Origin of the sequence: Micromonospora sp. GCM10011542 (assembly GCF_042650685.1) — a bacterium.
Classification (GTDB): domain Bacteria; phylum Actinomycetota; class Actinomycetes; order Mycobacteriales; family Micromonosporaceae; genus Micromonospora.
This window is the reverse complement of record NZ_JBHSBO010000058.1, coordinates 317,432-331,087: the sequence shown is the minus strand read 5'-3', so window position 1 is coordinate 331,087 and position 13,656 is coordinate 317,432. Positions and strand designations below refer to the sequence as shown.

At 72.6% G+C, this 13,656-nt stretch carries 11 protein-coding genes; 3 read left to right on the top strand and 8 right to left on the bottom strand.

What is annotated here, in order from left to right; all coding sequences use genetic code 11:
• Positions 1–7: 7 nt before the first annotated feature.
• The 6 genes from ACFOW4_RS22270 to deoC form a co-directional block, all read right to left on the bottom strand.
• Complete coding sequence (locus ACFOW4_RS22270) at positions 8–1,258, bottom strand: cytochrome ubiquinol oxidase subunit I (RefSeq protein ID WP_377530761.1); 1,251 nt, start codon at positions 1,256–1,258, stop codon at positions 8–10.
• Between the two features lie 171 nt (positions 1,259–1,429).
• Positions 1,430–2,335, bottom strand: coding sequence for a M56 family metallopeptidase (locus ACFOW4_RS22265; protein ID WP_377530759.1), 906 nt, complete (start codon positions 2,333–2,335; stop codon positions 1,430–1,432).
• A 10-nt stretch (positions 2,336–2,345) separates the two neighbouring features.
• Positions 2,346–2,840 (bottom strand): BlaI/MecI/CopY family transcriptional regulator, encoded by a 495-nt coding sequence (locus tag ACFOW4_RS22260; protein ID WP_377530756.1) that lies wholly within the window; start codon positions 2,838–2,840, stop codon positions 2,346–2,348.
• Between the two features lie 177 nt (positions 2,841–3,017).
• The gene (locus ACFOW4_RS22255) at positions 3,018–3,842 is read right to left on the bottom strand and encodes an aldehyde dehydrogenase family protein (RefSeq protein WP_377530755.1); all 825 of its coding nucleotides are present in this window, start codon (positions 3,840–3,842) and stop codon (positions 3,018–3,020) included.
• Positions 3,835–5,265 carry an aldehyde dehydrogenase family protein gene (locus ACFOW4_RS22250; RefSeq protein ID WP_377531696.1) on the bottom strand — a complete coding sequence of 477 codons (1,431 nt, stop codon included), beginning with the start codon at positions 5,263–5,265 and terminating at the stop codon, positions 3,835–3,837. The genes ACFOW4_RS22255 and ACFOW4_RS22250 overlap by 8 nt, the downstream gene beginning before the upstream one ends.
• Positions 5,266–5,270: 5 nt before the next feature.
• On the bottom strand, positions 5,271–6,230 hold the full coding sequence (deoC, locus tag ACFOW4_RS22245) for a deoxyribose-phosphate aldolase (RefSeq protein ID WP_377530753.1): 960 nt from the start codon (positions 6,228–6,230) through the stop codon (positions 5,271–5,273).
• Between the two features lie 135 nt (positions 6,231–6,365).
• On the opposite strand from deoC, the gene upp reads away from it, so the two are divergent.
• Positions 6,366–6,998: a uracil phosphoribosyltransferase gene (gene upp, locus ACFOW4_RS22240; protein WP_377530752.1), complete on the top strand. Its 633-nt coding sequence runs from the start codon at positions 6,366–6,368 to the stop codon at positions 6,996–6,998.
• Positions 6,999–7,071: 73 nt separating this feature from the next.
• Positions 7,072–7,749 (top strand): GPP34 family phosphoprotein, encoded by a 678-nt coding sequence (locus ACFOW4_RS22235; RefSeq protein WP_377530749.1) that lies wholly within the window; start codon positions 7,072–7,074, stop codon positions 7,747–7,749.
• 60 nt (positions 7,750–7,809) lie between these two features.
• On the opposite strand, the gene ACFOW4_RS22230 is transcribed toward ACFOW4_RS22235, so the two are convergent.
• Both ACFOW4_RS22230 and ACFOW4_RS22225 read right to left on the bottom strand, forming a co-directional pair.
• The gene (locus tag ACFOW4_RS22230) at positions 7,810–9,477 is read right to left on the bottom strand and encodes a phospho-sugar mutase (protein WP_377530746.1); all 1,668 of its coding nucleotides are present in this window, start codon (positions 9,475–9,477) and stop codon (positions 7,810–7,812) included.
• A 48-nt stretch (positions 9,478–9,525) separates the two neighbouring features.
• Positions 9,526–11,565 carry a serine/threonine-protein kinase gene (locus tag ACFOW4_RS22225; protein ID WP_377530743.1) on the bottom strand — a complete coding sequence of 680 codons (2,040 nt, stop codon included), beginning with the start codon at positions 11,563–11,565 and terminating at the stop codon, positions 9,526–9,528.
• A gap of 206 nt (positions 11,566–11,771) precedes the next feature.
• On the opposite strand from ACFOW4_RS22225, the gene ACFOW4_RS22220 reads away from it, so the two are divergent.
• Positions 11,772–13,355 carry a methylmalonyl-CoA mutase gene (locus ACFOW4_RS22220; RefSeq protein ID WP_377530741.1) on the top strand — a complete coding sequence of 528 codons (1,584 nt, stop codon included), beginning with the start codon at positions 11,772–11,774 and terminating at the stop codon, positions 13,353–13,355.
• Positions 13,356–13,656 lie beyond the last annotated feature (301 nt).

Sequence of the window (13,656 nt, the reverse complement as noted above, 5' to 3'; positions counted from 1 at the left end):
CGTCTCCTCAGGCGAGGGCTGGTTCGGGGTGGGCCGGTTCGGTCGGCTGCGCCGGCGGGCGGCCGAGAGCCGGATCGTGTGCGCCGCGGGCGGCGTGCCGGGCGAACAGCATCCAGTTGGCGACCGCGAGGGTGCCCAGCAGCAGGCTGAAGCCGACCAGCGAGGCGAGCATCACCGGGGCGCCGACCGGGGAGACGGCCTGTTCCGTGGGGAGCAGTCCGTACGCCACCCAGGGCTGCCGGCCGACCTCGCGGGCGATCCAGCCGAGGATCACCGCGATGAACGGCAGCGGCAGGGCGAGCAGGACCAGCCAGAGGGGGAACCGCAGGCGGATGATCCAGTCCCGGAAGAGCAGGGGGAGCAGCAGCCAGACGCAGCCCAGGGTGAAGCCGATCAGGATCATGAAGCCCAGCCCGACGTTGGCCAGCACGGGCGGGGTGTAGTCGCCGGGGCCGAACGTCGTCGTCCACTCTGCGATTCGGGCCTGGGCCTCCGGCCCCTGGCCGAACTTGGTCGGCTGCACCTGGCCGACCGGGCCGAACTGGGCGAAGCCGAAGCCCTGCACCAGGGTGATTGCCAGCGCTGCGGTGATCAGGCCGATCCGCAGCGAGAGGCGGAACAGCGCGACGTCCGGCGTGCGCCGCAGGAGGTGCCAGGCGCTGACCGCGGCCATCAGCATCCCGCCGACCAGCAGCCCGGCCGAGAGCACGTGCCCGAATGCCATGCCGAGGCTGGGGTTGGTCAGCAGGGCGCCGAAGTCGGTGAGATGGGCGATCCCGTCGCGTAGCTCGTAGCCGACCGGGTTCTGCAACCACGAGTTGGCCACCATGATCCAGAACGCCGAGGCGTACGCGGTGAGTGCCACCCCCCACAGCAGCGCCAGGTGGACGCCCTTGCGCAGTCGGTGCCAACCGAAGATCCACATCCCGAGGAACGTGGACTCCAGGAAGAACGCCACCAGCGTCTCGATGGCCAACGGCGCGCCGAAGACGTTGCCGACGTAGCGCGACAGCCCGCTCCAGTTCAGGCCGAACTGGAACTCCATCACGATGCCGGTGGCGATGCCGAGCACGTAGTTGATGACGTACAGCTGGCCCCAGAACCGGGTCAGTCGCTCGTAGGCCGGGTTGCCGGTGACCACCCAGGCGGTCTGCAGGCCGACCAGCAGGGTGACCAGGCCGAGCGTGACCACCACGAACAGGAAGTGCAGCGAGGTGGTGGTGGCGAACTGCAGACGGGCGAGGAGCAGGGTGTCCATGCCGGGTCTCCGTAGTGTCGGCTCGCTTGTCGTAGCCACCCTACACGTAGCTTCGCTACTTATAAGTACTACGCCTTGTCGTAGAAGACTCTACGACAAGGCGTAGTAGTTGTGGGGTCCCGAAGGAGATTGCGCTCGATCCCGGGGAGCGCCGCGCGGCGGCGCGCGGACTCAGCTCAGGAAGAGGGTGATGGGGAGGGCGACCAGCGTGGTGGCGACCGACAGGGCCGCGGCGCCGAGGAGGCGGGGCGGACGGTCGCTGACCAGCAGGCGTTGCACCCGGACGTCGAGGTCCCGATCGCCCATGCCGAGCGCGCCGGCCGGGGTGATCCGGTGGCCGGCGGCGGCGAACCGGCGCAGCGCACCGGCCAGCGGGGCCTCGGCGTGAAGCTCGCGCGCCTTGTCGTCGGCACGCATCTCGACCAGCAGGGCCACCCGCTCGTGCGCCGCGCGGACCCAGCCGAACCACGGCAGCGCCCGGCGGAGCGCGGTGAACGGCAGCAGGACCAGGTCGTGGCGCTCCTGCGCGTGCGCCCGCTCGTGGGTCAGCACGGCCGCGAGCTCGGCCCGGTCGAGCAGGCTGAGCGTGCCCGCGCTGACCACCACCCGCGGCTTGACCCCGGGCAGGCAGTACGCCGCGGCGCCGGGGTGGTCGAGCACCAGCGCGCCCGGAGCGGCCGGGTCGTCGCGGGCGACCAGGGTGAGCAGGTCCCGGTGCCGGCGCTGGGCGCGGACCGTGCCGTGGATGCTGCGGACGGTCGTGGTGACCAGCACCGCCCCGATCCCGAAGCCGACCCCGACGGCGGCCAGGTGGGGGGCACCCAGGTCGATCGGCAGTGTGCCGTGGCCGAGGTCGGTGGCGAGGGCCAGCAGCGCGGAGCCGGTCGGCCGGTCGTACGCGGCCAGCCCCAGCGCCATGGGCAGGCCCATCGCGGAGAGGCCGAGCGCCAGCCCGACGGCCTGCCAGCAGATGATCGCCACCCGGGGGCTGCGCCACGTCCAGGTGGACCGGGCCAGCACCTGCGCGGTCAGATAGCAGGCCAGCATCGTGGCGGCGAAGTGCACGGCGTAGGCCATGGCGGTCGCCCTACCGGTCCGCTGCCTCGTCGGCCGGCCGTCGGGCCGCCGGCCCGTCCACCCGGTCGGTCAGCTCGGCGCCCGTCCCCGCCGAGTTCGGTGCGGTCGCCTGGGCGCCGCCGGTGGTGCCCGGCCCGGTCAACCCGGCCTCGGCCCCCAGCGCCGCGCGGAGGACCTCGGCCTCGGTGCCGGTCACCGACCGGGCGAAGCGCACCAGCGCCGCGTCCCGGCTGCCGCCCAGGTCGAGGGCGTCGAGCATGAGCTGGGCGATGTGCGCCTCACGACTCGCGGCGGCCCGGTACCGCCAGGCCCGCCCCTCCCGCTCGCGCTGCACCATGCCCTTGCCGGCGAGCCGGTCCAGCACCGTCATCACGGTGGTGTACGCCAGCTCGCGACCGTCCAGCGCGTCGGCCACCTCGCGCACGGTCACCCCGTCCGACGTGCCCGGGACCACGTCCCACAGCACGTCCATCACCGCACGCTCAAGATCACCCAACCGAGTCACACCCGAATCCTACCCCCCGTAGTAGACCAACCCGAGAGGCAGCACCACCCGCGAGCTGACCCTCTCGACGGACCGGGCCCACGTCAGGTTTTCCGGGGAGCCCCGCCCGCGGAGGGATCAAGCCTGACCGCCCGGAGCGGGCGGGGCTCCCCGGAAAACCTCAAGGTTGGGAGGGACTCACACCCCCTTGGGATGCCAGACCGTCTTCGTCTCCAGCAGCGTGGTCATTCGGGTGACGCCCGGATCGGCCGTCCAGTCGTGGTCGGCCGGGGCCGGCCGGAGCACCCGCTTGAGGTTCTCCGCCGCCTTCACCTCCAACTCGGTGGCGAGCGAGGCGTCGCTCACCCCGGTCAGGTCGAGGGCGTTGACGTCCATGTGCGCGGCCAGCGTCGGCACCGTCTCCGACAGGCGACCGGTCAGGATGTTCACCACCCCGCCGGGCAGGTCGGAGGTGGCCAGCACCTCGGCCAGCGTCACCGCGGCCAGTGGCTCGCTCGGGGAGGCCGCCACCACCACCGTGTTGCCGGAGACGATCGCCGGGGCGATCACGCTGACCAGGCCGAGCAGCGCCGGGCGTTCGGGGGCGACCACGGCGACCACGCCGGTCGGCTCGGGCGCGGACAGGTTGAAGTACGGCCCGGCGACCGGGTTGGCGCCGCCGTACACCTGGGCGAGCTTGTCGGACCAGCCGGCGTACCAGACCCAGCGGTCGACCGCCGCGTCCACCTCGTCGCCGGGCACGCCGAGGGCGACGAACTGCTCGCGGCGTCCCTCCAGCATCTCGGCGACCCGGTAGAGGATCTGACCCCGGTTGTACGCCGTGGCTCCGGCCCACCCCTTCACGGCGGCGCGGGCGGCGAGCACCGCGTCCCGCGCGTCCTTGCGGGAAGCCAACGACACATTCGCGTCCTGCACGAGATACGACCGTCCCGACTCGCTGCGGGGGAACTTCCCGCCGACGAAGAGCTTGTACGTCTTGCGTACCGCGACCCGCTCAGACATTGAGGTAGCCCTCCAGCCCGTGCCGGCCGCCCTCGCGACCGTAGCCCGACTCCTTGTAGCCGCCGAACGGCGAGGTGGGGTCGAACTTGTTGAACGTGTTGGCCCAGACGACGCCGGCGCGGAGCCGGTCGGCCATCCAGAGGATCCTCGAGCCCTTGTCGGTCCAGATGCCGGCCGACAGCCCGTACGGCGTGTTGTTGGCCTTCTCCACGGCCTCGGCCGGGGTCCGGAAGGTCAGCACGGACAGCACCGGGCCGAAGATCTCCTCGCGGGCGATCCGGTGGGCCTGGGTGACGCCGGTGAAGATGGTCGGCGCGAACCAGAAGCCCCGGTCGGGCAGCTCGCACGGCGGCGACCAGCGCTCGGCGCCCTCGGCCGAGCCGGCGTCGGAGAGTTCCTTGATCCGCTCCAGCTGGGCGGCGGAGTTGATGGCGCCGATGTCGGTGTTCTTGTCCAGCGGGTCACCGAGACGCAGCTGGGCCATCCGTCGCTTGAGCGACTCCAGCACGCGGTCGGCCACGTTCTCCTGGATCAGCAGCCGGGAGCCGGCGCAGCAGACGTGCCCCTGGTTGAAGAAGATGCCGTTGACGATGCCCTCGACGGCCTGGTCGACCGGGGCGTCGTCGAAGACGATGTTGGCGGCCTTGCCGCCCAGCTCGAGGGTGAGCTTCTTGCGGGTGCCGGCGACCGAGCGGGCGATGGCCCGGCCGACCTCGGTGGAGCCGGTGAAGGCGACCTTGTCCACGCCGGGGTACTCGACCAGCGCCCGGCCGGTGTCGCCGGCGCCGGTGACGATGTTGACCACGCCGGCGGGCAGGTCGGCCTGCTGGCAGATCTCGGCGAAGAGCAGCGCGGTCAGCGGGGTGGTCTCGGCCGGCTTGAGCACCACCGTGTTGCCGGCGGCGAGCGCCGGAGCGATCTTCCAGGCCAGCATGAGCAGCGGGAAGTTCCACGGGATGACCTGCGCGGCCACACCGATCGGCCGCGGGTCGGGGCCGAACCCGGCGTGCTCCAGCTTGTCGGCCCAGCCGGCGTAGTAGAAGAAGTGGGCGGCGACCAGCGGCAGGTCGACGTCGCGCGACTCCTTGATCGGCTTGCCGTTGTCCAGCGACTCCAGCACGGCCAGCTCGCGCGAGCGCTCCTGGATGATCCGGGCGATCCGGTACAGGTACTTGGCCCGGTCCCGGCCCGGCATCGGGCCCCAGACCCTGTCGTACGCCTCGCGCGCGGCGCGGACGGCGCGGTCGACGTCCTGCGTGCCGGCCTCGGCGACCTCGGCCAGCACCTCCTCGGAGGCGGGGTTGATCGACTTGAAGCTGCCCCCGTCGGTGGGGTCGACGAACTTTCCGTCGATGAACAGCCCGTACGAGGGCTTGAGGTCCACCACCGAGCGGGACTCGGGGGCGGGTGCGTATTCGAACATCACGGTCAGTCCAGGGTGAAGTAGTCGGGACCGGAGTAGACGCCGGTCGTCAGCTTGGTGCGCTGCATCAGCAGGTCGTTGAGCAGGCTGGAGGCGCCGAAGCGGAACCAGTCCGGGTCCAGCCAGTCCGGGCCGACGGTCTCGTTGACCATCACCAGGTACTTGATCGCGTCCTTGGTGGTCTTGATGCCGCCGGCCGGCTTCACGCCGACCTGCCGTCCGGTGGCGGCGCGGAAGTCGCGGACCGCCTCCAGCATCACCAGGGAGACCGGCAGGGTCGCCGCGATCGGGACCTTGCCGGTGGAGGTCTTGATGAAGTCGCCGCCGGCCAGCATGGCCAGCCAGGAGGCCCGCCGCACGTTGTCGTAGGTGGCCAGCTCGCCGGTCTCCAGGATGACCTTGAGGTGGGCGTCCCCGCAGGCCTCCTTGGTGGCCACGATCTCGTCGTAGACCTCCTTGTACCGGCCGGACAGGAACGCGCCCCGGTTGATCACCATGTCGATCTCGTCGGCGCCGGCCGCGACCGCGGCCCGGGTGTCGGCGAGCTTGATCTCCAGCGGCGCCTGACCCGAGGGGAAGGCGGTCGCCACGCTGGCCAGGTGCACGCCGGACCCGCGCAGCACCTCGGCCACGTACGGGACCATCGCGGGGTAGACGCAGACCGCGCCGACGTGCGGGCAGGACGGGTCGGCCGGGTCCGGGCGCAGGGCCTTCGCGGCCAGCGCGCGCACCTTCCCGGGGGTGTCCGCCCCCTCCAGGGTCGTCAGGTCGACCATCCGGATCGCCAGGTCGATGGCCTGCGCCTTCGCGGTGGTCTTGATGGAGCGGGTGCCGAGTTGTGTCGCCCGCTGCTCCGCGCCGACCTGGTCCACGCCGGGCAGGCCGTGCAGGAAGGTCCGCAGAGCGGTCTCGGATCGTCCCAGCTCGGAGAGCTCCGACCGGGCCGACGTCGCTGTCGCCGTCATGCCCCGAAGTCTACGCACCGGAGCGCCGAGTGATCTTGCTCACGGCGGGCCGGTCGGGCGTCCCCGCGTGAGCGGCGTCGCTGGTCCGGCCGCACCCGCACGGCCACCCGCGTCGGACCGGTAGGTTGAGCGATCGTGGACGTACACGTCATTGACCACCCGCTGGCCCAGTCTCGACTGACCGCCATGCGGGACGCGCGCACCGATTCCTCGACGTTCCGGGCAGCGCTGCACGAACTGACCACCATGCTGGTGTACGAGGCGGCGCGCTCCTTCCCCGTCGAGAAGTACCCGGTGCAGACGCCGGTCACCGGCACCGAGGGCACCCGGCTGGCCAACCCGCCGCTGCTGGTGCCGGTGCTGCGGGCCGGCCTGGGCATGGCGGACGCCGCGCTCGGCCTGCTGCCCGAATCCTCGATGGGCTTCGTCGGCCTGGCTCGCGACGAGCAGACCTACGAGCCGCGGGCGTACATGGAGTCGCTGCCCCGCGACCTGGCCGGCCTGCCGGTGCTGGTGCTCGACCCGATGCTGGCCACCGGCGGCTCGCTGGAGCACTCCTGCCAGTTGCTCGCCGACCGCGGCTGCACCGACATCACCGTGCTCTGCGTGCTGGCCGCGCCGGTCGGCATCGAGCGGCTGAAGCGTTCCGGCCTGCCGTTGCGCCTGGTCACCGCGGCCATCGACGACGGGCTGAACGACTCGATGTTCATCGTCCCGGGCCTCGGTGACGCCGGCGACCGCCAGTTCGGCGGCATGCCCCGGTTCTGAGCCCCCACCCGGTCGGTGCGGGGTCCGGCGGGTCCGCGCGCGGTGGTGCGTGGACCCGCTACCGTCTCGGGCCATGACTGGTGTTGCGCTCGCCGAAGAGCTGCTGCTGCTCGCGTACGACGACTCGACCGGCAAGGCGACCATGCCGCGGATCAGTCTCGACCTGGGCATGGCTGCCGCGGTGCTGGTCGAGCTGGCCCTGGCGGGGCGGATCGCGTACGCCGACGGCTCCCTCACCGTGGTCAACCCGACGCCCACGGGCGAGCCGGTCACCGACGAGGTGCTCGGCCGGATCGCCGCCGACACCCCGCACACCCCGGCTTCCTGGGTGCAGCGGCTGCGGCACGGCCTGCGCGACCGGATCCTCGGTGACCTGTGCAGCCAGGGCGTGGTCCGGGACGTCGACGAGACGGAACTGGGTTTCATCCACGTGCACCGCTATCCCGTGGTGGACGCCTCGGTGGAGGCGGACACCCGGCGGCGACTGACCGAGGCGCTCACCGGCACGGCGGCCCCGGACGAGCGGACCGCCGCGCTGGCCACCCTGGTCGCGGTGTTGCGGATGGAGTCGGCGCTCGGCGTGAGCGGCGAGGCCGCCGAGAACGCCCGCCGGCGGTTGGCGGAGATCGCCACCGGCGCCGGCTTCTCCGGCGAGGTCGGCCTGGACGATTCGGTGGTCCGTCCCTCGGTGGGCCTGGTGGTGGCCGCCCTGGGCCGAGCCGTCGACCAGGCACTCGGCCCCCGCCACTGAACCCGGTTAGGAGGGGCCCCCTCCTATACACCAGGCGTTAACAGGGGGCCCTTCCTTGCACTAGAGGCCGAGAGCCCTGGCGATCTCGGCGCGGAGGGCGGCGACCGCCTGCGCCGCGCGGCCACGGGCCGACGCGACGTCACCGTCCGCGACCGGCTCGACCACCTCCAGGTACGCCTTGAGCTTGGGCTCGGTGCCGGAGGGGCGGATCACCACCCGGGCGGCGTCGGTACGCAGGATGACCACGTCCGACTCGGGCAGCAGGTCCTCGGTGCCGGTCACCGGGTGGCCCAGCAGGCTGGTCGGGGTGGCGGCCCGGATCCGGGCCATCGCGGTGGCGATCTCCCGCAGGTCGTCCACCCGCACCGAGAGCTGGTCGGTGTGGTGCACCCCGAACTCGGCGGCCAGCTCGTCCAGCCGGTCGGTCAGCGTGCGGCCCTGCGCCTTGAGCCCGGCGGCCAGTTCGGCAACGGTCAGCGCGGCGGTGATGCCGTCCTTGTCCCGGACGTGGTCCGGCGCGACGCAGTAGCCCAGCGCCTCCTCGTAACCGAAGACCAGCGGCTCGCTGCCGCCGCCGGCCCGGACGATCCACTTGAACCCGGTCAGCGTCTCGTCGTAGGGCAGGCCCCGCGCCGCGCACATGGCCCGGAGCAGGGACGACGACACGATGGTGGTGGCGTACAGCCCGGTGACGCCGCGCCGCATCAGGTGGTCGGCGAGCAGCGCGCCCACCTCGTCGCCGCGCAGCATCCGCCAGCCGGTGGCGCCGTCGCGGACCACCACCGCGCAGCGGTCCGCGTCCGGGTCGTTGGCGATGGCGAGGTCCGCGTCGGTCGAGTCGGCCAGCGCGATCAGCCGGTCCACCGCCCCGGGCTCCTCCGGGTTGGGGAACGACACGGTGGGGAACTCCGGGTCGGGCTCGGCCTGCTCGGGCACCACGCCGGGCACCGGGAAGCCGGCCCGGGCGAAGGCGGCGGTGAGCACCGCCGCACCCACGCCGTGCAGCGGGGTGTACGCCAGCGTCAGGTCCCGCGGCCCGTCCGGCGCGATCACCGCGACGGCCCGGTCGACGTACGAGGTGATGATGTCGTTGCCGAGCACCTCACCCATCCGGCCCAGCGGCACCTCCGTCAGCGGGCCGACCGCTCGGATGGACGCCTCGATGCCGGCGTCGGCCGGCGGCACGATCTGCGCCCCTGCGCCCAGCTCACCGCCCAGTTCCGCGCCGAGGTAGACCTTGTAGCCGTTGTCCTGTGGCGGGTTGTGGCTGGCGGTGACCATCACCCCGGCCACCGCGCCGAGGTGCCGTACCGCGTACGCCAGCACCGGGGTGGGCAGCGGCCGGGGCAGCAGCATCGCCGGCCGACCGGCCCCGGTGGCCACCTGCGCGGTCCGCTCGGCGAACTGCCGGGAGCCGTGTCGGGCGTCGTACCCGATCACCAGCGGGCCGGTGCCTCCCTGGGCGGCGAGCCAACCGACCAGACCGGCGGCGGCGCGGGTGACCACGGCGAGGTTCATGCCGTTCGGGCCGGCGCGCAGCGGGCCGCGCAGGCCCGCGGTGCCGAAGGTCAGCGGCCCGGCGAACCGGTCGGCGAGCTCGGGCGCGCTGGCCGGGAGTCGGTCGAGCACTGCCGTCAGCTCGTCGCGGGTGGTCGGGTCGGGGTCGTCGGCCAGCCAGCGCCGGGCTTGCTCGCGAATGTCGTCCATGTCAGTGGTGTCCGCCGCCATGCCTCTTGATAGCACGGCGGCGGATCACCGCTGGCGCTTCCCTCCGGCTCAGCCGGCCCCGGTGAGCTGGAACGTCCGCACCATCTCGTCGAAGATCGGCTTGCTCTCGGCGAACTTGGTCTCGTTGGACGAGAGGTAGAACGAGTAGACCTTGCCCTCGCTGACCACGCCGCGCCAGATGCCGTGCCGCATCGTGTCGCCCTCGCCGCAGGTGTACTCGAACTCGGCGGCCGGCTTGCCGGCCAGGTCCTTCTCGGTCATCGCGACCCGGTTGTACGGCTTCGGGCAGGACTTCGCCTTCTTGAGAACGCCCTCGGCGACCTCGGCCCAGCGCATCGAGCTGGTGCTGAACTTCTCGGTGAGCACACGCACCTTCCGGCCGCTGTCCTCCGGGTCGACGTAGTCGACGTAGACCCCACCGGTGGCCTTCGTCCAGCCCGCGGGCACCATCACCTGGATGCCCTTGGCGGAGTGCTCCTGCATCTCCAGGCCGGTGTCGGCCGGGGCGGACGGGCTCGGCTGCGCCTGGGTGCCGGTGGGAGCAGGGTCGTCACCCCCGCTGAACAGCGTGACCGAGCCGAGCAGCAGGACCAGGGCCAGCCCGCCGGCCGCTGCGAGCTGCACCTTGCGCGGCCAACCCTTGACCGTGGTGGCCAGCTGGCCGGCGGTGGCGCGGGCCTTGCCCAGCACTCCGCCGTCGGCGCCGGGCGCGGTCGCCGGCGACGTCCACGGCTGGCCGGTGCCGGGCACCGACCAGTGGTTGCCGCCGCCGTAGGTGCCGCCGATGCGCTGGGTGGCCTCCGGTGCGCCGCCGTAGACCGGCTGGGTGGCCTCGGGGCGGCTGCCGTAGGTGACCCGCTGGGTGGCGTCCGGGTGCGCCCCGGCGTCTACCCGCTGGGTGGCGTCGGCGCTGCCGCCGTAGGTCCGCCCGGGGGCGGGCATCGCGCCGGTGGGCGTGTGCAGCGGGCCGGCGAGCGCGTCGGCACTGGTGTCGTCCAGGCCGGCGCCGGCCGCGGCGGCCGGCTGCGGGCGTTCGCCCCGGCGCAGCGCGGCCAGCCGGTCGGTCAGCGACTCATCCGGGGCGAGCATCGCCCGGCCGCCGATCTGCTTGGTCGGCTCCGGTTGCGCCGCCGGCGCGACGGGCGCCGGGCGCTGCTGCACCGGGACCACGGCGTACGGGTCGGTCACCGAGTGCACGGCGGTGGCGGTGCTGCCCAGCGGGCCGGCGAGCAGCTCGCGCAGCATCGCCCGCGAGGTGTGCACGTCCAGCCGGCGGGCCGGGTCCTTCTCCAGCAGCCCCATCAGCACCCGGGTCAGCGGGCCGCTGCGCTGCGGTGGGGCCGGCGGGTCCTCGACCACCGCGTGCATGGTCTCGATCGGGTCGCCCTTGTCGAACGGGGGCCGCCCCTCGACCGCGGTGTAGAGCGTCACGCCCAGCGAGAAGAGGTCGCTCGGCGGGCCGAACTCCTGCCCCATGGCCCGCTCGGGCGAGATGAAGTGCGGCGAGCCGAGCACCATGCCGGGGGTGGTGAGCTGCACGTCGGTGGGCATCCGGGCGACACCGAAGTCGGTCAGCACGCAGCGCCCGTCCGAGCAGATCAGCACGTTGGCCGGCTTGACGTCACGGTGCAGCACGCTCATGGCGTGCGCCACCTCCAGCGCGCCGAGCAGCGCGATGCCGATCTTGGCGACGGCGCGCGGCGCGACCGGGCCGTCCTCGATCACCATGTCGGCGAGGCTGCGGGCGTCCAGCAGCTCCATCACGATCCACGGGCGGCCGCCCTCGGTGACCACGTCGTACACCTGCACCACGGCGGGGTGCTGGATGGCGGCGGCGGCCCGGGCCTCGCGCAGGGTCCGTTCGTACATGGCGTCCCGGTCGCTGGGGGCCAGCCCCGGGGGCAGGACGACCTCCTTCACCGCCACGTCCCGGCGCAGCAGGGTGTCGGTGGCGCGCCACACCGTACCCATGCCGCCGTTGCCCACCGCGGACCGCAGCGAGTAGCGACCACCAATGGTGGTGCCGGGTGCCGCGCGTCCGTTGGCGGGACTGACTTGTCCGCCGCTCCACGTCGGGATCTGAGTCACAGAAAGGCCACCGGGGGAAATCGAGGGGGGCTGGGATACAACCCCCCTATCTTGCTGGTTCCGACGCCCGATGCGAAAGCCGACGCGACGGACGTTTACCGAAGTCGACAGAACGTGCCCGACCGTTCACCTGTCGTCGACCGTCCGGGACGCACTGTGCGGTATCCCTCACCCGCCGGCGCGGCCGGGCGTCCTACCATCCGGGGATGAGCGAACGGCGGTCAAGCGAGTCCGGTTTCCCGATCAAGGGCGTCTACACGGCGGCCGACCTTCCGGAGGACCTGGACTCCCGGCTGGGCGGCCCGGGCGAGTTCCCGTACACCCGTGGGGTCTACCCCACCATGTACACCTCCCGCCCGTGGACGATGCGCCAGTATGCCGGCTTCGGCACCGCCACCGAGTCCAACGCGCGGTACCACCAGTTGTTGCGGGCCGGCACGATGGGCCTCTCCGTGGCCTTCGACCTGCCCACCCAGATGGGGTACGACTCCGACGAGCCGATCGCGCACGGCGAGGTGGGCAAGGTCGGGGTGGCCATCGACTCCATCGAGGACATGCGGCTGCTCTTCGCCGGCATCCCGCTGGACAAGGTGTCCACCTCGATGACGATCAACGCGCCCGGTTCGGTGCTGCTGCTGCTCTACCAGCTCGTCGCCGAGGAGAACGGGGTGCCGGGCGCGGCGCTCAACGGCACCATCCAGAACGACATCCTCAAGGAGTACATCGCCCGGGGGACGTACATCTTCCCGCCGAAGCCCTCGCTGCGGCTGGTGGCCGACACCTTCGCGTACTGCCGCAAGGAGGTGCCGAAGTGGAACACGATCTCCATCTCCGGCTACCACATGGCCGAGGCCGGCGCGACGCCCGCACAGGAGATCGCGTTCACCCTGGCCAACGGCGTGGAGTACGTCCGGGCCGCGCTGGCCGCCGGGCTCGCCGTGGACGACTTCGCACCCCGGCTGTCGTTCTTCTTCGTGGCCCGCACCACGCTGCTGGAGGAGGTGGCGAAGTTCCGCGCCGCCCGGCGGATCTGGGCCCGGCTGATGCGTGACGAGTTCGGTGCGAAGGATCCGAAGTCGTTGATGCTGCGCTTCCACACCCAGACCGCCGGCGTGCAGCTCACCGCGCAGCAGCCGGAGGTGAACCTGGTCCGGGTCGCGGTGCAGGGCCTGGGCGCGGTGCTCGGCGGCACCCAGTCGCTGCACACCAACAGCTTCGACGAGGCGATCGCGCTGCCCACCGAGAAGGCGGCCCGGCTGGCCCTGCGGACCCAGCAGGTGCTGGCGTACGAGACGGACCTGACCGCCACCGTGGACCCGTTCGCCGGCTCGTACGTGGTGGAGGCGATGACCGCCGAGATCGAGGCGGCGGCGGTCGAGCTGATGGAGCGGGTGGCCGACCACGGTTCGGCGGTGGACGCGATCGAGGCCGGGTTCCAGAAGCGGGAGATCGAGCAGTCCGCGTACCGGATCGCCCAGGAGATCGACTCGGGCGAGCGGGTGGTGGTGGGGCTCAACCGCTTCACGGTCGACGAGGAGGAGCCGTACGAGCCGCTGCGGGTGGACCCGACGATCGAGGCGGCCCAGGCCGACCGGCTGGCCCGGCTGCGCGCGGAGCGGGACAACGGGGCGGTCGAGCGGGCGCTGGCCGAGTTGCGGGCGGCCGCCGAGGGCAGCGACAACGTGCTCTACCCGATGAAGGAGGCGCTGCGGGCCCGGGCCACGGTCGGCGAGGTCTGCGGCACGCTGCGCGAGGTGTGGGGGCTCTACCGCCCGACCGATCGCTTCTGACCAACCCACCGGCGCACGGGCCGGCCCGGCGGCACGCTGGCCGCTGGGCCGGCCCGTCGGTGTTTGCGCTGGTCGGAGGGGGCCGGGGAGCCCTCGTCGGCGCTACAGTCGAGGTGGGTCCTCCGGCCGGTCCGGGGGCGGCGCGGCCCCCGACGGCGCTCGGGGTGTGTCGGCGATGTTTTGCGGGTACCCCGACCGGGTCACCGGGGACGCACACCATGTGCGGTCGGCGCATACGAGCGCGTGTGAGCGTCTGATCCGGCTCGTTGCCGAGAGTGGTCGGTTAATTGTCGGAGTGTCA